Origin of the sequence: Acinetobacter lwoffii, assembly GCF_022809915.1 — a bacterium.
GTDB lineage: Bacteria > Pseudomonadota > Gammaproteobacteria > Pseudomonadales > Moraxellaceae > Acinetobacter > Acinetobacter lwoffii_M.
This window is the reverse complement of record NZ_JALGQY010000001.1, coordinates 246,826-265,652: the sequence shown is the minus strand read 5'-3', so window position 1 is coordinate 265,652 and position 18,827 is coordinate 246,826. Positions and strand designations below refer to the sequence as shown.

General features: G+C 44.9%; 23 protein-coding genes and 2 pseudogenes. 6 read left to right on the top strand and 19 right to left on the bottom strand.

All coding sequences use genetic code 11. The annotated features are described in order from the left end of the window. Positions 1–8: 8 nt before the first annotated feature. From rpsH to MTX11_RS01235, 17 genes and pseudogenes are all read right to left on the bottom strand, one after another. The gene (rpsH, locus tag MTX11_RS01315; RefSeq protein WP_004281499.1) at positions 9–404 is read right to left on the bottom strand and encodes a 30S ribosomal protein S8; all 396 of its coding nucleotides are present in this window, start codon (positions 402–404) and stop codon (positions 9–11) included. 12 nt (positions 405–416) lie between these two features. Continuing rightward, a complete protein-coding gene (gene rpsN / locus MTX11_RS01310) occupies positions 417–722 on the bottom strand; it encodes a 30S ribosomal protein S14 (RefSeq protein WP_004732275.1) in 306 nt (101 codons plus the stop codon). 9 nt (positions 723–731) lie between these two features. Beyond that, positions 732–1,268 (bottom strand): 50S ribosomal protein L5, encoded by a 537-nt coding sequence (gene rplE / locus MTX11_RS01305; RefSeq protein ID WP_004645057.1) that lies wholly within the window; start codon positions 1,266–1,268, stop codon positions 732–734. A 16-nt stretch (positions 1,269–1,284) separates the two neighbouring features. Then, positions 1,285–1,602, bottom strand: coding sequence for a 50S ribosomal protein L24 (rplX, locus tag MTX11_RS01300; RefSeq protein ID WP_004281502.1), 318 nt, complete (start codon positions 1,600–1,602; stop codon positions 1,285–1,287). Positions 1,603–1,611: 9 nt separating this feature from the next. Then, entirely contained in the window at positions 1,612–1,980 is a 369-nt protein-coding gene (gene rplN, locus MTX11_RS01295) for a 50S ribosomal protein L14 (protein WP_004281503.1), read from the bottom strand. A gap of 91 nt (positions 1,981–2,071) precedes the next feature. Further along, positions 2,072–2,329 carry a 30S ribosomal protein S17 gene (gene rpsQ / locus MTX11_RS01290; RefSeq protein WP_243474179.1) on the bottom strand — a complete coding sequence of 86 codons (258 nt, stop codon included), beginning with the start codon at positions 2,327–2,329 and terminating at the stop codon, positions 2,072–2,074. Continuing rightward, entirely contained in the window at positions 2,326–2,523 is a 198-nt protein-coding gene (gene rpmC, locus MTX11_RS01285) for a 50S ribosomal protein L29 (RefSeq protein WP_004281505.1), read from the bottom strand. Before rpmC ends, rpsQ begins: the two co-directional genes overlap by 4 nt. Continuing rightward, the gene (gene rplP / locus MTX11_RS01280; RefSeq protein WP_004281506.1) at positions 2,523–2,936 is read right to left on the bottom strand and encodes a 50S ribosomal protein L16; all 414 of its coding nucleotides are present in this window, start codon (positions 2,934–2,936) and stop codon (positions 2,523–2,525) included. The genes rpmC and rplP overlap by 1 nt, the downstream gene beginning before the upstream one ends. Further along, positions 2,876–3,692 (bottom strand): annotated as a pseudogene (gene rpsC, locus MTX11_RS01275) (30S ribosomal protein S3). Before rpsC ends, rplP begins: the two are co-directional and overlap by 61 nt. 1 nt (position 3,693) lies before the next feature. After that, positions 3,694–4,023 carry a 50S ribosomal protein L22 gene (rplV, locus tag MTX11_RS01270; RefSeq protein WP_001982638.1) on the bottom strand — a complete coding sequence of 110 codons (330 nt, stop codon included), beginning with the start codon at positions 4,021–4,023 and terminating at the stop codon, positions 3,694–3,696. Between the two features lie 11 nt (positions 4,024–4,034). Further along, a complete protein-coding gene (gene rpsS / locus MTX11_RS01265) occupies positions 4,035–4,310 on the bottom strand; it encodes a 30S ribosomal protein S19 (protein WP_004281508.1) in 276 nt (91 codons plus the stop codon). Positions 4,311–4,329: 19 nt separating this feature from the next. Beyond that, the gene (gene rplB / locus MTX11_RS01260; protein ID WP_004281509.1) at positions 4,330–5,154 is read right to left on the bottom strand and encodes a 50S ribosomal protein L2; all 825 of its coding nucleotides are present in this window, start codon (positions 5,152–5,154) and stop codon (positions 4,330–4,332) included. An 11-nt stretch (positions 5,155–5,165) separates the two neighbouring features. Continuing rightward, positions 5,166–5,486: a 50S ribosomal protein L23 gene (rplW, locus tag MTX11_RS01255; protein WP_004281510.1), complete on the bottom strand. Its 321-nt coding sequence runs from the start codon at positions 5,484–5,486 to the stop codon at positions 5,166–5,168. Further along, on the bottom strand, positions 5,483–6,085 hold the full coding sequence (rplD, locus tag MTX11_RS01250) for a 50S ribosomal protein L4 (protein WP_004281511.1): 603 nt from the start codon (positions 6,083–6,085) through the stop codon (positions 5,483–5,485). The genes rplW and rplD overlap by 4 nt, the downstream gene beginning before the upstream one ends. A gap of 11 nt (positions 6,086–6,096) precedes the next feature. Next, positions 6,097–6,735, bottom strand: coding sequence for a 50S ribosomal protein L3 (gene rplC, locus MTX11_RS01245; RefSeq protein WP_004645054.1), 639 nt, complete (start codon positions 6,733–6,735; stop codon positions 6,097–6,099). A gap of 60 nt (positions 6,736–6,795) precedes the next feature. Beyond that, positions 6,796–7,107 carry a 30S ribosomal protein S10 gene (gene rpsJ / locus MTX11_RS01240; RefSeq protein WP_000070912.1) on the bottom strand — a complete coding sequence of 104 codons (312 nt, stop codon included), beginning with the start codon at positions 7,105–7,107 and terminating at the stop codon, positions 6,796–6,798. Between the two features lie 272 nt (positions 7,108–7,379). Then, a complete protein-coding gene (locus MTX11_RS01235; protein WP_005108602.1) occupies positions 7,380–8,114 on the bottom strand; it encodes a type 1 glutamine amidotransferase in 735 nt (244 codons plus the stop codon). A gap of 163 nt (positions 8,115–8,277) precedes the next feature. Between MTX11_RS01235 and MTX11_RS01230 the strand changes: the two genes are divergently transcribed. From MTX11_RS01230 to yihA, 5 genes and pseudogenes are all read left to right on the top strand, one after another. Continuing rightward, on the top strand, positions 8,278–9,480 hold the full coding sequence (locus MTX11_RS01230) for a PLP-dependent transferase (protein ID WP_243474178.1): 1,203 nt from the start codon (positions 8,278–8,280) through the stop codon (positions 9,478–9,480). A gap of 18 nt (positions 9,481–9,498) precedes the next feature. Next, on the top strand, positions 9,499–11,049 hold the full coding sequence (locus MTX11_RS01225; protein ID WP_243474177.1) for a helicase HerA-like domain-containing protein: 1,551 nt from the start codon (positions 9,499–9,501) through the stop codon (positions 11,047–11,049). A gap of 152 nt (positions 11,050–11,201) precedes the next feature. Continuing rightward, the gene (locus tag MTX11_RS01220; protein WP_004281516.1) at positions 11,202–11,963 is read left to right on the top strand and encodes a globin domain-containing protein; all 762 of its coding nucleotides are present in this window, start codon (positions 11,202–11,204) and stop codon (positions 11,961–11,963) included. Positions 11,964–12,060: 97 nt separating this feature from the next. Beyond that, on the top strand, positions 12,061–12,501 hold the full coding sequence (locus MTX11_RS01215; protein WP_004732285.1) for an RrF2 family transcriptional regulator: 441 nt from the start codon (positions 12,061–12,063) through the stop codon (positions 12,499–12,501). Between the two features lie 105 nt (positions 12,502–12,606). Continuing rightward, positions 12,607–13,383: pseudogene (gene yihA, locus MTX11_RS01210) on the top strand (ribosome biogenesis GTP-binding protein YihA/YsxC); the annotation flags it as partial. 277 nt (positions 13,384–13,660) lie between these two features. Here yihA and MTX11_RS01205 read toward each other — a convergent pair. Both MTX11_RS01205 and MTX11_RS01200 read right to left on the bottom strand, forming a co-directional pair. Beyond that, positions 13,661–14,908 carry a dicarboxylate/amino acid:cation symporter gene (locus MTX11_RS01205; RefSeq protein WP_017397874.1) on the bottom strand — a complete coding sequence of 416 codons (1,248 nt, stop codon included), beginning with the start codon at positions 14,906–14,908 and terminating at the stop codon, positions 13,661–13,663. A 172-nt stretch (positions 14,909–15,080) separates the two neighbouring features. After that, positions 15,081–15,953, bottom strand: coding sequence for an acyl-CoA thioesterase (locus tag MTX11_RS01200; protein WP_004645045.1), 873 nt, complete (start codon positions 15,951–15,953; stop codon positions 15,081–15,083). A 283-nt stretch (positions 15,954–16,236) separates the two neighbouring features. Between MTX11_RS01200 and plsB the strand changes: the two genes are divergently transcribed. Further along, positions 16,237–18,804: a glycerol-3-phosphate 1-O-acyltransferase PlsB gene (gene plsB, locus MTX11_RS01195; protein WP_243474176.1), complete on the top strand. Its 2,568-nt coding sequence runs from the start codon at positions 16,237–16,239 to the stop codon at positions 18,802–18,804. Positions 18,805–18,827: the final 23 nt, after the last annotated feature.

Sequence of the window (18,827 nt, the reverse complement as noted above, 5' to 3'; positions counted from 1 at the left end):
ATCACCTATTAAGAAACAAAAGCAATAACTTCACCACCAACGCCTGCAGCACGTGCAGCGCGATCAGTCATGATGCCTTTGCTTGTAGAAACAATTGCAATACCTAAACCTTGCTTAACGCTAGGAAGTGCATCTTTACCGCGATACTGACGTAGACCTGGACGGCTTACGCGCTTCACAGTTTCGATAACTGGTTTGCCTTCGAAATACTTTAAAGTCAAAGTAAGAGTGGGTTTGCCTTCAGCATCCGCAACTTCTACGTTTGAAATATAACCTTCTTGTTGAAGTAAGTTAGCAATTGCTACTTTCAACTTAGAATTAGGCATAGAAACAGTTTGTTTCTTTGCCATTTGTGCGTTACGAACACGTGTTAGCATGTCGGCAACGGTATCTTGCATACTCATCTATAGTGCTCCTTACCAGCTTGCCTTAACAACGCCAGGTACATCACCTTGCATTACTGTTTCACGTAATTTGTTACGGCTTAAACCGAACTTACGGAAGTAACCATGAGGACGACCAGTTAAACCACAACGGTTACGTAGACGTACTGGAGATGCATTACGTGGTAATGCTTGTAATTTCATCATCGCTTCGAAACGTTCTTCGTCTGATGCATTTACGTTTGCAATAACAGCTTTTAATTCAGCACGTTTTGCAGCGTATTTAGCAACAGTAGCTTCGCGTTTCAATTCGCGATTAATCATACCTTTCTTAGCCATATCGACCTCTTATTTGAACGGGAAGCCGAATGCACGCATAAGCGCACGGCCTTCGTCATCGGTGCGAGCAGTCGTAGTAATGGTAATATCCATACCACGAATACGATCAATCTTGTCAAAATCGATTTCAGGGAACATGATTTGTTCCTTAAGACCCATTGAGTAGTTACCACGACCGTCGAATGATTTCGCAGAGAAACCACGGAAGTCACGGATACGAGGGATCGCAATCGAGATCAAACGGTCCAAGAATTCGTACATACGTTCGCCGCGTAAAGTAACTTTACAACCGATCGGCCAACCATCACGGATTTTAAAACCAGCGATTGATTTACGAGCTAACGTAAGTACTGGTTTTTGACCAGCGATAGCTTGCATATCTGAAAGAGCACCATCAAGGAGTTTTTTGTCGGCAGCAGCTGCGCCAACACCCATGTTGATCGTGATTTTAGTGATGCGAGGAATCTCCATCACATTCTTAACGCCCAATACTTCTTGTAATTGAGCTTTAAGTTCGTCGTTGTAACGTGTTTTAAGTCTGGCCATGGCCTATATCAACCTATTACTTCGCTACCGCCACTGATTCACCATTTGATTTGAATACGCGAGTTTTCACGCCATCAATCACTTGGTAACCAACACGGTCAGCCTTTTGGGTTGTAGCATTAAAAACTGCCACGTTTGAAATATGAAGCGAAGCTTCCTGAGTTACAACGCTACCTTCAGCGCCTGTAGCACGGTTCGGCTTCTGATGCTTCTTCACCAAGTTAAGGCCTTCAACCTTAACACGGTCATTAGAAACAGACAGAACAGTACCCTGTTTGCCTTTTTCTTTACCTGCGATCACAATTACTTGATCGCCTTTTTTAATCTTAGCCATGATCGCCTCTTATAGAACTTCAGGAGCCAATGAAATAATTTTCATGAACTGTTCAGTACGAAGTTCACGAGTCACTGGTCCGAAAATACGAGTTGCAATCGGCGCTTTGTTGTTGTTCAAAATAACAGCAGCGTTATCGTCGAAACGAATCACTGAACCGTCTGCACGACGGATACCGAATTTTGTACGAACCACAACCGCATTCATCACGTCACCTTTTTTAACACGTGCGCGTGGAATTGCTTCTTTTACAGTAACTTTAATAATGTCGCCAACAGAAGCATAACGACGATGCGAGCCACCAAGTACTTTAATACATTGTACGCGGCGTGCACCACTGTTGTCTGCTACGTCGAGCATAGTTTCGGTCTGAATCATTGCCCTACTCCAAAACCGAGCAACACCGGTCGAAATTTCGAAAGGCTCAAAGAGTACTCGAAATTGACCGATGATGCAACAAGAACGTTAATTACTCAGCAGCTGCTTCAACAACTTCAACTAGAGTCCAAGACTTAGTTTTAGAAATTGGGCGGCTTTCTTTAATGGTTACAACATCACCAGCTTTCGCTGTGTTGTTCTCATCATGAGCATGTAATTTTGTTGAACGGCGGATTAATTTGCCATACAACGGGTGTTGAACTTGGCGTTCAATAAGAACAACGATAGATTTATCCATCTTGTCGCTTATAACTTTGCCAGTTAACGTGCGGACTGTTTTATCACTCATTGTCCGTTCCCCTGTTTTTCGGTAAGGAGGGTCTTAATACGAGCAATAGTCTGACGAGTAAGTGCAACTTCATGCGATTTACCCAATTGACCAGTTGCTTTCGCCATACGAAGACGGAATTGGTTAAGCTGTTGCTCATCAAGCAAAGCTGTCAACTCTTCTACCGACTTTTCACGTAGATCTTTAGTTTTCATTACATTACCGTCCGAGTCACGATAGCGGTTTTAAACGGAAGCTTAGCTGCTGCAAGCGTAAACGCTTCGCGAGCCAATTCTTCGTTAACACCATCAATTTCGTACAAGACTTTACCTGGTTTGATTTGGCAAACCCAATATTCCACAGAACCTTTACCTTTACCCATACGCACTTCAAGAGGCTTAGAAGTAATCGGCTTGTCCGGGAATACACGGATAAAGATCTTACCACCACGCTTAATACGACGGCTAATTGTACGACGCGCTGCTTCAATTTGACGCGCAGTCATTTGACCACGTTCAACTGATTTAAGTGCAATAGTACCGAAAGATACTGTGCTACCGCGGTGTGCTAGACCAGTGTTACGGCCTTTCTGCACTTTACGGAATTTAGTACGCTTAGGTTGCAACATGGATTATTCTCCTTTTTCAGCAGAACGATCATTGCGACGACCACGACGCTCTTGACCTTCACCACGACCACGACCGCGTTTAGCTGGACGCTCTTCTGCTGGAGCTGGGTTCATGACTTGTTTCATGCCGCCCAAGATCTCACCACGGAAGATCCAAACTTTAACACCGATCGTACCGTAAGTAGTCTCAGCACGCATAGTCGCATAGTCGATATCTGCACGAAGCGTATGTAGAGGTACACGACCTTCACGATACCACTCAGTACGAGCAATCTCAGCACCACCTAAACGGCCTGAAACTTCTACTTTGATACCTTTAGCACCAGCACGCATTGTGTTTTGTACCGCACGCTTCATAGCACGACGGAACATTACACGTTTTTCTAATTGAGAAGCGATAGCTTCAGCAACTAGACGCGCGTCTAAGTCTGGACGATCAATTTCATTGATACTTACTTGCGCAGGAACACCCATGATAGATGTCAATTCGCGTTGTAGTTTCTCAATATCTTCGCCTTTTTTACCGATTACGATACCTGGACGAGCAGTGCTAATAGTTACTTTAGCAGCGCCTGTAGGGCGTTCGATAAGAATGTTGCTGATCATCGCGTTTTTAAGTTTTTTGATCAAAAACTCACGAACTTGAAGATCTTTAAGCAAGTATTCAGCGTATTGTTTCGGATTCGCATACCAGTTAGCGTTATGACGTTTCACAACACCTAGGCGGATACCGATTGGATGAACCTTCTGACCCATATCAAACCCCTACCTTAACGGTGATGTGACAAGTACGCTTAGTAATACGATCTGCACGGCCTTTAGCACGTGGCATAATACGTTTCAGGCTCATGCCTTCATCAACGTAGATCGTAGAAACTTTAAGGTCGTCTACATCTAAACTGTTATTGTGTTCAGCGTTTGCAATCGCAGATTCCAACGCTTTCTTAACTAGAACTGCAGCTTTTTTGTTGCTGAAGTTAAGGATGTTAAGAGCGTGCGCAACAGATTTGCCGCGGATAAGATCTGCAACCAAACGAGCTTTTTGTGCCGAGATAGCGGCACCGCGTAATTTAGCAGTTACTTCCATCATAGCACCCATTAACGTTTAGATTTCTTGTCAACACCGTGACCGCGATAGGTACGAGTTGGTGCAAATTCACCAAGCTTGTGACCAACCATGTGCTCAGAAACGATCACAGGAACGTGGTTACGGCCATTGTGTACAGAAATTGTTAAACCAACAAAATCCGGGAGGATCATCGAACGACGCGACCAAGTTTTGATCGGCTTACGGTTATTAGCCGCGATAGCCGCTTCAACCTTAGCGAACAAGTGCGCATCGACGAATGGGCCTTTTTTCAGAGAACGAGGCATTGTCAGATTCCTTTACTTGTTACTTAACGCGACGGTCGCGAATAATCATCTTAGTCGTACGCTTATTGGTACGTGTCTTGTACCCTTTAGCTTTTTGACCCCATGGGCTTACAGGTTGAATACCTTTGTTACGCCCTTCACCACCACCATGTGGATGGTCAACTGGGTTCATCGCCATACCACGAACGGTAGGACGAACACCACGCCAGCGTGATGCACCAGCTTTACCTAGTGAACGAAGGTTGCTTTCTGAGTTAGATACTTCACCTAACACAGCACGGCATTCAACGTGAATTTTACGCATCTCGCCTGAACGCAGACGAACGATAGCGTAAGAACCGTCACGACCCAACAGCTGAACTGAAGTACCAGCTGAACGAGCTAACTGCGCGCCTTTACCGATTTTAAGTTCGATGTTGTGAAGAGTAGAACCGATAGGCATGTTGCGAAGCGGCAAGCAGTTACCTGGACGAATTGGAGCATCGTTACCAGACTGTACTTTATCGCCAGCGCGAAGGCCTTTAGGAGCGATGATATAACGACGCTCACCGTCAGCATACAATACAAGTGCAATGTGTGCAGTACGGTTAGGATCGTATTCGATACGCTCTACAGTTGCAGGAATACCATCTTTGTTACGTTTAAAGTCAACTAGACGGTAGTGCTGCTTGTGACCGCCACCAACGTGACGAGTCGTGATGTGACCGTTGTTATTACGGCCGCCAGTACGTTTTTTAGCTTCAACCAACGGAGAGTATGGTGCGCCTTTGTGAAGGTGATCGTGAACCACTTTCTCTACAAAGCGACGTCCTGGAGACGTTGGCTTACATTTTTGAATAGGCATAATTCTCGTCCTTATTCCGCTGTGCTTTCAGCGGTATCGCCCAAGTCAGCCATTTCAACATCTTGGCCAGCTTTCAGGGTGACGTATGCTTTTTTAACATCAGAACGACGTCCTAATGTTTTACCAAAGCGTTTAGACTTACCTTTAGTGATAGTCGTGTTAACTTTAACAACTTCCACACCAAAGAGTTGTTCCACTGCTTTTTTGATTTCAAGCTTGTTTGCATTTAATGCAACTTTAAACACTTGAACACCAGCAGTTTCACCTAAAACTTGTGCTTTTTCTGAGAATACAGGTCCTTGCAGGACTTGATAGATACGTTCGTTGTTCATCCGAGTTCTACCTCAATTTTCTTAGCAGCAGCTACAGACATAACAACTTTGTCGAACGCAATCAAGCTAACCGGATCGATTGCAGCAGCATCAACCACATCAACGTGTGGAATGTTGCGCGCAGCAAGATACAGGTTCTCATCAACAGCATCAGTAACGATCAATGCGCGAGTCGCATTCAAGTCGTTAAGTTTTGCAAGCAATTCTTTAGTTTTTGGAGCTGCAACAGCAAACTCTTCAACTAAAACTAGGCGATCTTGACGAACAAGTTCAGCTAGGATGCATTGCATAGCACCGCGGTACATTTTACGGTTTACTTTTTGAGACCAGTCTTGTGGACGAGCAGCAAAAGTTTTACCACCGCCAACCCAGATTGGGCTACGAATAGAACCAGCACGAGCGCGGCCAGTACCTTTTTGACGGAATGGCTTGCGACCACCACCAGAAACGTCTGCACGTGATTTCTGAGCTTTTGAACCTTGACGGCCACCAGCTAAATAAGCTGTAACCACTTGGTGAACAAGAGCTTCATTAAATTCACGACCGAACGCAACTTCTGATAATTCAACAGCAGAGCCGGAAACAGTATTTAAATTCACGTTATTTCCCCTCAGGCCTTGATCGTAGGACGAACGATTACGTCGCCACCAGTAGCACCAGGAACCGCGCCTTTAACAACTAGAACTGAACGTTCTGTGTCGATAGCAACGATCTCAAGACCCTGTGTAGTTACGCGTTCAGCACCTAAATGGCCAGCCATTTTTTTGCCTTTGAATACGCGACCAGGAGTCTGGTTTTGACCAGTAGAACCTAAAACACGGTGAGAAACTGAGTTACCGTGAGTTGCATCTTGCGTACGGAAGTTCCAACGCTTAACACCACCTTGGAAACCTTTACCTTTAGATTGACCAGTTACGTCAACAACTTGACCAACTTGGAACAATTCAACGGTAAGCGTACCACCAACTTCACGACCTTCAAGATCAGCTTCTGTAGCACGGAATTCTTGAACTAGACGACCAGCTGCAACACCCGCTTTCGCGAAGTGGCCTTTCTGAGCGTTAGTTACGCGAGATTCGCGACGTTCACCAGTAGTGATTTGAATCGCTTGATAACCATCAGTTTCAAGCGTTTTGATTTGAGTGATGCGGTTAGGATCAACCTCAATCACTGTAACAGGCACAGAAACACCAGCATCTGTAAAGATACGTGTCATACCGCACTTGCGACCGACTAAACCAATAGCCATGTGCATAAACCTCTAAAAAAGCGGCCTAATTAACTTAGAGTGTTAATTAACCCGAAAGCCTTAACCCAATGCGATCTGAACATCAACACCAGCTGCAAGATCTAACTTCATCAATGCATCTACAGTTTTGTCTGTAGGTTGAACGATGTCGATCAAACGCTTGTAAGTACGGATTTCGTACTGGTCACGCGCGTCTTTGTTTACGTGTGGTGATGTTAAAACGTTAAAACGTTCAATGCGTGTTGGCATTGGAATTGGACCACACACTTGTGCGCCAGTACGTTTTGCGGTTTCTACGATTTCTTGAGCTGATTGATCAATCAGGCGATGATCAAAAGACTTAAGACGGATACGAATTCTCTGGTTAGACATACCAGTAAACTCCAAGCCAAATATATAAAGAATCACTCTTGACGCATCTCACCCCACTTTATGTGGGCAAGTGTCAAGAGCAGTGAAATATCACTAAGGTCATGATCGATGCCACGACTGTAACGATAGTTAACTACTTTATTCGCAGTTAACCCCCTTCCTATTGAAGGGTCGCTTATTATAGCCATTGTTTAATGCATAAGCAAATCTCTTTTATGGTTTTATCCAAGTTTTCAATTTATGACTTAAAACAATAGTTTATTGTTTAAATATTAGGCAGTTTTTGCCAAAACATATTCTATAGCACGATTTAACATCTGATTTCCTTCAATAAATTTTTGCTTCGTGGTTTTTTTTAATTCAAATAAATTTTGCACATATTTTCCTGAAAATTGCGCAAGCTCTTCTTCATTTTCCAAAAACAATGCCAGGGTTTCCGGCGTGATTTCAGGATGAAACTGGAAGCCCAATACATTTCTGCCCAACTGGTACATCTGATTACGACAGGCTTCATTTTCTGCCAGATGGACTGCACCTTTGGGCAATTCAAATGTTTCATTGTGCCATTGCAGAATATTAAACTGCTCCGGCAGGCTAAAACACGTCTCTGGTAGATTCGCCACTCTGTGCACCGTGGTCCACCCCAATTCTTGTTCTGGATTGCGACTAACACCTGCACCCAAAGCATTTGCAATCAACTGCCCACCCAGACACAGGCCAATTGCTGGTTTACCATGCGAAAGATAGCGACGCAACCAGCGTTTTTCTATTTTTAACCAAGGGAAATTCGCTTCATCATTCACACTCATGGTACCACCCATAATGATCAGCAAATCCACCTCTTCCACTGCAGGCAGCGCCTCGATCTCCAAAGGTCGATCGACGGGTAAAGCAAAAAATTCAGTCGCTGTAATGTGCGCCTGATGCTGCTTTAAAAATTCATAACAACTACCAAAACCTTCACCAGCAATATGCTGAAAATAATGCACTTTTAAATGCGATTTCATGCTCCTCAACCTATTTTTTTAGCTATATAGATTTAGGTTTTGCAAAAATGAAGCCAACTTTTTATAAGACTTGTTGTTTTTAAACAATTCACAACGTAACTGGCAGTGAGTCACAGATTCTCTTAAGCTAGAGTAATATTTGATTACATTTGAGCGCATTCACGTGAAACAAGACCCTCAAACTCGCCTGATTCATGCACCACGAAAGGCTCCTCAAGCGATTTCCACCATTCAGCCTCCCCTCTATCGTGCATCGACGATTATCTTTAACAATACCGATGCCCTGTTTAATCGCCATTGGACCGATGACTATGACTATAGTTATGGCACGCATGGCACGCCTACGACCTTTACGCTGGGCGATAACATCGCACAGCTCGAAGGTGGTTTATATCACCTGCTCGCACCGAGTGGTTTATCCGCGATTAATCTCGTGAATTCTTGCTTTTTAAGCCAAGGAGATGAGGTTTGGGTGGCTGACAATATCTATGGTCCAAACATGGAACATTTACGCAATCTGGAAAAGCGTTATGGAATTACGGTTAAGGTCTACAATCCCATAGAGCTTGATACATTTCAGCCTACAGATAAAGCCAAACTGATCTGGCTCGAGGCTGCTGGCTCAGTCACCTTGGAATTTCCGGATCTGGCTGGTTTAGTGAAAAAAGCTCAGGCACACAATATTCTTACTGCGCTGGATAATACCTGGGGCGCAGGTCTGGCTTTTGATGCCTTTGATTTTAGTGAAGAGCATTTAAGTGTAGATATGACGGTACATGCACTGACCAAATATCCAAGCGGCGGTGGTGATATCCTGATGGGCTCAGTGGTTACGCGAGATAAGACCCTGCATCACAAACTGTTCCGTGCGCATGCCATTCAGGGCATTAGTGTTTCTGGTGATGATGTGGCACAGATACAACGTAGTCTGGCTTCGATGCAACTGCGATATCAACATCAATCCAACAGTGCGCTTACATTAATGACATGGCTTAAACAGCAAACCGAGTTTGTGCAAGTACTTCATCCTTCAGATCCGGACAGTGCAGGCCATCAGTACTGGAAAGAAATTTGCAAGCAAGGTGATAGTGCCGGCCTGGTCAGCGTAATCTTTGACAGCACATACGCCATGCAAGATATCCGAAATTTCTGTGATAGCTTAAAACTGTTTAAGCTTGGCTTTAGTTGGGGTGGCCCTGTCAGTCTGGTCATGCTATATAACTTAAAAGACATGCGTGTGCTGGAACATTCACACTTAAAAGACGGCTTGCTGGTTCGTTTCTGTATTGGACTGGAATATCCGGAAGATTTGATTCAAGATATTCAGCATGCACTAGAACAAATGAAAAAACTTAAAAACGAATAATAAATAACAGGAAAAGCTATGGGTAGACCAATTGTTATTGCTAAAAAAACTGCGGATACCACACAGGATATTGTGCTGCACTCCCAACTTGCCAATCGACATGGCTTGATTGCAGGTGCCACTGGTACCGGAAAGACTGTGACTTTAAAAGTATTGGCGGAGAGCTTTTCTCGAATTGGTGTACCTGTATTCCTCGCCGATGCCAAAGGCGATGTGTCCAGCCTGGCCAAAGCAGGTGAAAGCAGCCCCAAGTTTGATGAACGGATTAAAAGTCTCAATATCGAGTCCATTCCTTTTGCAGCCTCACCAGTGGTGTTTTGGGATTTATTTGGCGAACAGGGTCATCCGATTCGCACTACCATTTCTGAAATTGGCCCACTGCTGCTGGCGCAAATACTGAATCTGAATGACACCCAGGAAGGCGTTTTATCTGCCGTGTTTCGGATTGCCGATGATCAGAGTTTATTGCTGATCGACTTTAAAGATCTGAAAGCGATGCTGAGTTATGTCTCTGAGCATGCGGCTGACTTTAAAGCTGAATATGGCAATCTTTCACCCGCCAGTCTCGGTGCGATTCAACGTAATTTGTTAGCACTGGCTGACCAAGGCGGTGACCAGTTTTTTGGCGAGCCGGCGCTGGATCTGATGGACTTTTTGCAGACGGATAGTCAAGGACGTGGCAATATCAATTTGTTGGCGGCTGACAAGCTGATGAATACGCCTAAGCTATATGCCACGTTCTTACTCTGGATGCTCTCCGAGCTGTTTGAACAGCTTCCCGAAGTCGGCGATCTGGACAAACCTAAACTGGTGTTTTTCTTTGATGAAGCCCATCTCTTATTTGATAATGCCAGCCCTACCCTGCAAGAAAAAATTGAGCAGGTGGTGCGTCTAATTCGCTCGAAAGGTGTAGGGATTTATTTTGTCACGCAAAATCCGTTGGACTTACCTGAAAGTGTCTTAGGCCAGCTCGGCAATCGGGTTCAACATGCTTTGCGGGCTTTCACTCCCAAAGATCAAAAAGCAGTGAAAACCGCAGCAGAGACTTTCCGAGCCAATCCTGAATTTAAAGTCGATCAGGTGATTACCGAACTTGCTGTCGGTGAAGCCCTAATTAGCTGCCTGGATGAAAAAGGCATTCCGCAAATAGTAGAGCGTGGCTGGGTCATGCCGCCGCATTCATCCTTTACACCGATCTCGCTTGAAGAACGCAAGGCTCTCATGCAGCAAAGTATTGTCGCCGGTATTTATGAGCAGCCAGTCGATCGGGATAGCGCCCATGAAATGCTGCAAAACAAGGTCGCAGAACGCCAGCAACAGGCTCAGGCCGCCGAACTTGCCAAACAGCAAAGCAAGGAACAGGAAGCTCTTGCCAAGCAGCAAATTAAAGAACAGGAACGTCTGGCACGAGAACAGCAAAAAGAAGCTGAACGCGCAGCTAAGCAACGAGAAAAACTGACTCAGGATATTGTCGGCACCTTTGCCAAAAGTGCTGCCCGTGGCCTGGGCGGGAGTACTGGGCAGAAAATTGTGCGCGGCTTACTGGGTTCGCTGTTTGGCCGCAAATAATCCCCCTCCTTTTCCGATCATCATCACACTTTTTATGGGATATTTTTATATCCCGTAATTTTTTTATGGTTTTATGACTATGCGCTATTGTAAAGCCATTTTAAAAGATGTAATTTAAATACATCTTTTAAAAACACCTGTAGACGGCTCTCATGACTCCACAACATATTGAACTTGTACAAGCGACTGTTCCTGTTTTACGTGAAAACGGCGTAGCACTTACCACGTATTTCTATAACCGCATGCTGAAAAACCATCCAGAGTTGAAAAACACCTTCAACATGGATCATCAAAGTACTGGCCGTCAACCACGTGCCTTGGCTGCCGCAGTACTTGCCTATGCCGAAAACATTACCAATCCGGGCGTTTTGGCCAAAGCCATCGAACGCATTACCACTAAACATGTCAGCCTGGATATTCAACCGGATCAATATGCGATTGTCGGTGAGAATCTGTTGCACTCGATCAGCGAAGTTTTAGATGTACCCATGGACTCAGACCTGATTGCAGCCTGGAAAGAAGCGTATATGCAACTGGCAGATATTTTGATTGGTGTGGAAAAATCTAAATATGCCACCCTAGCTTCTGAAAATGGTGGCTGGGCGGGCTGGCGCGAATTTGAAGTAGCAGCAGTCAATGATACCGACGCAGGTAAAATCTTTACACTTAAAGCTAAAGATGGTGCAGCGATTGCAAGTGCTGAAGCCGGTGAACATATTTCAGTACGTGTACAGGTGCCTGAACAGCACATTCGTCAACCACAACAGTTTAGCTTTGATCAGGCTCAAAACGAGCAATATCAAATTACTGTGAAAGCGGAAGAAAATCCAACCGCATTCTCGGTTGCACAGACACTGATCGACCACTACAAAGTTGGTGATGTAGTTGAAGTGTCTGCCCCGCTCAAGCTTTAATTGCAAAAACGGTTTAAACTAGCATCAGATTCTGATTAAAAGCTCCATTCGTGGAGCTTTTAACATTCAATTCTTTCATTTTCTAGCTGTTGACGTTATGCAACTCAATAAATTCACTGACTATGCGCTTCGGATTCTGATGTATGTCGCACAGCCACGTGATCTCCCCTATACCATTGCAGAACTTGCCGAGCGATTACAGGTTTCACAAAATCATGCCATGAAAATCGTGCATTTTATGGCGAAACAGGAGTGGCTGATTACCACACGTGGTAAAGGTGGCGGCATACGTTTAAATCCGGCCAGCCTGAACCTCCAGCTGGGACAGATTGTGCGGATCCTGCAACGCGACAGCAATGTAGTGGAATGCAATAGCCCACCCTGCGTATTACGTCCGACCTGTGGTTTAAAAGGTATTTTAGATGATGCGGTGGAACAGTTTTATAGCAGTCTGGACCAATATGTGCTTAAAGATGTGATTAGGCCACGAAATGCGCGTTTCAGTACAAATTCTCCGATCGGCCTGATTAATCTTTAAAGTCTTCCGGGTCAGGTCTTGTGACTTATTCTTGCGGCAAAGTTCGCTTGCCTGTGCGACTTCCTTTATAATGTTTCATTGTAGATCATTTATTGAAGTTGAGTTATGCACCACAGCAGAGGAAAATCCAAAAACAGTAAGACAGCCCATGCGCCTAAGCAAAAGATCAGCTACGAGAAAAAAGTTGATTCTGCCATTACTGAATATTCTGTGCGCGCACTCAACTGGCTACGCAAAGCCGAATTTTTAATGAGTGCACCCAAACTCAGTCTTTGTGTAGAAGATACAGGCTATGAAATTGCTTTTGCCGGCCGCTCGAATGCGGGTAAGTCTAGTGCGATTAATGCCCTGACCAACCAGAAACAGTTGGCACGTGCATCGAAAAAACCTGGCCGTACCCAGATGATCAACTTTTTCAGCCTGGGTAATCCGGATCAGCGTCTGGTCGACTTACCCGGTTATGGTTATGCGGCTGTGCCTGAAAAAATGAAACTGGTCTGGCAAAAAGAACTGGAAAATTACCTGATTCACCGTCAAAGCTTGCAAGGCCTGGTATTGTTGATGGATATCCGTCATCCCCTGCAACACTTTGATGTAATGATGCTGGAATGGGCTTATTCCCGCCAGTTGTTCGTGCATGTGTTATTGACCAAATCTGACAAACTAAACCGTGGTCCTGCATCCAAAGCCTTGCAGGAAGTCAAAGCGGCATTGAAAAAGATGAAGCTGGATTTCTCGATTCAACTGTTTTCCTCCATGAACAAACAAGGTTTAGAAGAACTGGCCAGCGTCATGGGTGGCCGTTTGAACTTTACCTTAGATCAAGCATCTGAATATGATCTGGACAGCATTCCGGAAGCATCAGCGCATGATTTGAATGAATCTGATGAACCGCTTGAAGAGCTCGAGCTTAGTGAAGCTGATTCTGAGCATGCTGAAGTATCGACTCATGATTTAAATGAAGCTGAAGAACCGCTGGAATTGCTTGAGCAGGATCAATCCGAGCTTAAAGCGGCAGATGAGCTAAATCAGAATAAGCGTTCAGCGGATTAAGACCATATCACCTAAATGATCTGTGATCATTCTTGATTTATTAAAACTCAACGTACAAATAAAAAAGCAGGTCAAATACCTGCTTTTTTTTATTTTTTTAAATGTTTTAGCTATCTGTAGCTTGAAGATCGGGTTCACGCGTATGCCGGTCCACCACCACGCTGATCATCATATCTCCCTGAACATTCACCACTGTACGTACGGTATCCAGTAAACGGTCGATCGGCAACAGAATGGCAATTGCCTCGGCAGGCAAACCTACCGATTGCAAGACCATAATCATAGTCACCATACCGGCACTCGGAATCCCCGGTGCACCTAAGGATGCAATCATCGCAGTCGCGCAGACCACCAGTTGCTGCCCCAGACTCAGATCCAGCCCCATTAAATTGGCAATAAACAGAGCTGCAGCTGCTTCATACAGCGCCGTACCATCCATATTTAACTGGGTCCCAAGTGGAATTACAAAGCCTGCGGTATGTGGGCGTACCCCTAAATTTTCCTGTGCGCATTTCATCGACAGGGGCATGGTGGCCGAACTAGAACTGGTGGCAAAGGCAGTAATCAAGGCAGCACGTGTGCCTTTAAAGAACGTGACCGGATCCATCTTGCCGAAAATCCACAGCAATAAAGGCAAAACCACGATGCCATGAAAAATCGTCGTACCGGTGACTACCGCAGCGAATTCAGCCAGACGACTGAGAACTGAAACATCTTCAGTGGCAATTAATTTAGCCAATAAGGCAAAAATACCGAGTGGTGCCAGTTTCATTACCCAGCCAATCATCAACATCATGATTTCGAAAAACTGGTGACTCAGCTTGCGCACGGTACGAAATTTATCTCCTCCCGCAACCAGTGCCACACCAACAAATAGCGCAAAGACTACCACCGCCAAGACATTGCCATCCGAAAATGCTTTAAAGGGATTGATCAAGGTATTTTGAATAAAGTTGGTAAAGAAAGAAGAAGGCGTCAGCGTATCCGGTGTTTGATGTTGTGCCATGGCATCCTGAAACATCAGCACATCAACACCCTTACCGACATCAAACAGATGCGCACACGCCAGACCCAAAATGAGCGCCAAGGTAGTGGTGGTCACACAACACATCAGGGTGATTTTCCAGGTGCGGCTCAGTTGACCACCCGCCTGCAGATTGGATACACCAACGACAATCGAGCTAAAAATCAGCGGTACTAACAGCATTTTGAGTAAGCCAATAAAAATGCTGCTGACAATGCCGATACCATATAAGCTGATATCAAAAAATGAAGTCTGTGGAAATATCGTCAGTAGAAATCCAAACAGCACCCCCAATACGGCGGCAATTAAAATTTGCGTATTTAAGCTCATCTTTTCATGCATTTTTAATATTGATCTTAAGCCGCACTATGCCATGCAGTGTCTATAGAATCGAGTAATATTTTATAAACGCATGGTTGAAGCATGGCATCAAATGGCCTTTTTCATCCGGCTTTTAAAAAAAAAACCGAATCTGAGATTCGGTTTTTTTAACAAGAAAAAATTACTGCGTTTCGATTTCACGTAAGCGGATCAGGCCTTCCTGAGAGGTACTGCAGACCAGCTCGCCGTTCTGCCACATCCGGCCAAAATTCAGGCCGCGCGAACTGGCGCTTTGGGTGGCATCCATATCGTAAAGCATCCACTCATCCGCACGGAACGGTTTATGGAAGTACATGGCATGGTCAATACTGGCACATTGCAAACTTGGCGAGATATAGCTCAGACCATGTGGACGAAGCGCTGTGGTCATCAAGGTAAAATCAGAATAGAAAGCAGCAATAGCCTGATGCAAGGAGATCTGATCGACTTCTGCAGCAATACGGTCATGCGTACGGATATAGTGCGCATAAGACGGTGCTTCAGGTTGAGGCTGGAATGGATTTTGCGGATTGACCGGACGAATTTCCACATGACGATCACGAGTGAAAGATGCACGGACATTTTCCGGAATAAACTCAATAATCTGTTTGATCAGTTCCGCTTCATTTTTCAGGCTTTCTGCCGGTGGATATTCAGGCTCTGAAATCTGGTAATTTAGCCCTTCTTCCTGATGCGCGAAAGACACCATACACATGAAAATGGTACGGCCATGCTGAATAGCGCGCACCTGACGGCTGACAAAGCTCTTGCCGTCACGGATACGATCCACTTCATAAATAATCGGTGCATTGACATCCCCGCCAAACAGAAAATAGGCATGTAATGAATGTGCTGGACGGTCTGTGGTATAAGACGCGGCGCGTAGTGCCTGCCCTAAAACCTGCCCACCGAACACGCGCTTGCCCACCAGATTCCGGCTGATTCCCCGGAAAATGTTTTCTTCTAACTTTTCTAAGCTGAGCAGCTCGACCAGTTCCTGTGTTAAGGCATTCATAAGCAACCTATCTAATATTGGAGATATCCCAAAATGGAAAAAAGGATCTAAATAATTGATCTGGAATATTCTGCCACAAAATCAGACCGAAACTCTAAAGTTTGCATGACTGTTCTGTCATACTGATGTCATAAGTGACTAGGAAAAGCACCTGCTTTCACGCTAAAATTGAAGCACTTCTGTTGAAGTTGTTAAAAAAAGATATATGGTTTCGCTTTAGAAACCCGCAAAATAAATTCCCTCAGAAGTCCTGTGGTTTTGGTCAGTAAAATTAGGAGCAGCTATGTCCAAGAATGGCTTTGGTCAAATGTATCGCAAGCTTTCAAGTAAGTTACTTGATCTTGTGGTTACCCCTCATGTTCTTGGGGAAGTACCAAGTGAAGTGACAGCACCTGAATCTGATCAGACTACAGCAGAATCGCAAAAGCTGGTCTGCTACGTTTTACAGAACCATTCACGTAGTAATGCGCTCGTGGTCGATGCAGAAACACGCCGCTTAAAATTACCGGCTGCACTTGATCCAATGCAACTCGGAAACAACAAGGAAAAAGCATCGGTACTGTTTTTACAGCATCATGATGAAAATAATTTGCTGAGCTCACCACCCCATGCTTTCCCGCCGCGCCTGTTACGCCTGATTGAAATTCTGGAACAGCATCCTGAGCTGGATGTCGAACTGGTACCGGTAACAGTACTTTGGGGACGCGAACCCGAGAAAGAAGATTCTTGGTTTAAACTGCTATTTACCGATACCTGGTCTACACCAAGCCGGGTCAAGCAACTGGTCAATATCGGCCTGCATGGTCGCCAGTCTTATTTAGAGTTCCATGAACCGCAGTCTTTACGCACCTTGATTAACTTTGCTAAAGAGACGCATCCAAATTCAGCGCCGGCGACTTATATTGTTAGCACTTTAAATGATTATCTAGATGGTCAGCGCGAAGTGATTCTCGGGCCGGATCTATCCGACCGCCGTAATGTCATGCATGGCCTGATCAAGTCACCAGATGTACAGGCGGCGATTCGCAATGACAGTATTCGCAGTAAAATCTCGATGCTGGAATCTGAACGTCGTGCCATTGGTTATCTGAACGAAATTGTTTCCGATTATTCTCATTCGACTGTACGTTTTGCCGATAAAGCCCTGACCCGTTTATGGACCCAGCTCTATGACGGCGTAGAAGTGCATAATTTCAGTACCGTGCGTGAACTGGCCAAGGATTATGAAATTGTCTATACCCCATGTCACCGCAGTCACATTGACTATTTATTATTGTCTTATGTGATCTATCGCCGTGGCTTGATGGTGCCGTATATTGCTGCGGGCGATAACCTCAATATGCCTTTTGTCGGTCAGATTTTACGTGGTGGTGGCGCTTTCTTTATTCGCCGTACTTTCCGCGGCAACGCGCTCTATACCACGGTGTTTAAAGAATATCTGTATAGCGTCCTGTCACGTAATACCCCGCTAGAATATTTTATTGAAGGTGGCCGTTCACGTACCGGTCGTTTGCTACCGCCAAAAACCGGGATGCTGGCAATGACCGTGCATAGTCATTTACGTGGCAAGTCCAAACCGATTGTGTTTTTGCCAACCTATATTGGCTATGAACGCCTGATGGAAGGTGGCACTTATGTCGGTGAAATGAGTGGCAAGCCAAAAGAAGCTGAGTCTATTTTTGGAATTTTGAAAACCCTGCGCAAAATTGAACGCATTTTTGGCAAGGTACATCTGAACTTCGGGAACCCGGTATTTCTAGATGACATCCTGAAACAGCATGGCGCAGAAAATATCAAGATCGAAAAGAATGATGATCCAATTCCCCAAGCAGTTTCTGATGCTGTGAATAGCTCGGCACAAGCTATTCTGGAAAATATCAACAGTGCGGTCGTAATCAATCCGGTATCGTTATTATCTTTAATCTTACTGGCCACGCCAAAACATACGCTGGATGAAGAAATCTGTATCAAACAGCTGGACACCTATCGCACCTTGCTGGCTGCCTTGCCTTATGATGAACGCATGCAGGTCACGCCGCTTTCTGGCAAGGAAATTATTGCCTATGCAATGAAGCTGAAACTGATCAAGCGGGTCAAGCATGTACTGGGCGATATCATTGCCATTGAAGATAATCAGGCAGTTCTGCTGACCTATTTCCGTAATAATATTGTGCACACCTTTGTACTGCCTTCTTTGATTGCAGCTTTGGTTGAACATAACGGTACCATTCGCCGTCATGATGTCGTGAATATCAGCAGTACCCTGTACCCATTCCTTAAAGCCGAACTGTTCTTAAAATGGCATGAAGACGAGATTCAGGATCAGGTGAATGCGCATATTGCTAGCTTAATTGCCTCGAAACTGATTACACAAGATGGTGAAAACCTGATTGCACCTGCACCAAATACAGAAGCGCATCATCAGCTTGAGGTTCTAGCTGCACCCGTGACTCAAAGTCTGGAACGCTACTATATGACTTTGGCACTGATTACCCAGCGCGGTTCAGGCAATATCTCGACCCGTCAGGTGGAAGAGCTGAGTTATCTGGTTGGGCAGCGCCTGTCTGTGCTTTACGAGTTCAACTCACCTGAGTTCTTCGACAAAGCCCTATTCCAGAGTTTTATTAAAGTCTTAACCCAAAAAGGTTATCTGTGTACCAATGAAGACAATGCCATTGTCTTTGATGAGCAGCTGACCAATGTGGCGCAATATGCGGATCTGGTACTGGATGAGGTGAAGTTACAGATGCTGCACCACATCACCGACTTTACGGATGAAGAACTGAAAGAAGCTTTGGATGCAGTTGCGTCTGAACAAGCCAAGAAACGCGCGAAGCGGAAAAAGAAGTAAGTTTTAAGTAAAAAAAGAGAGGC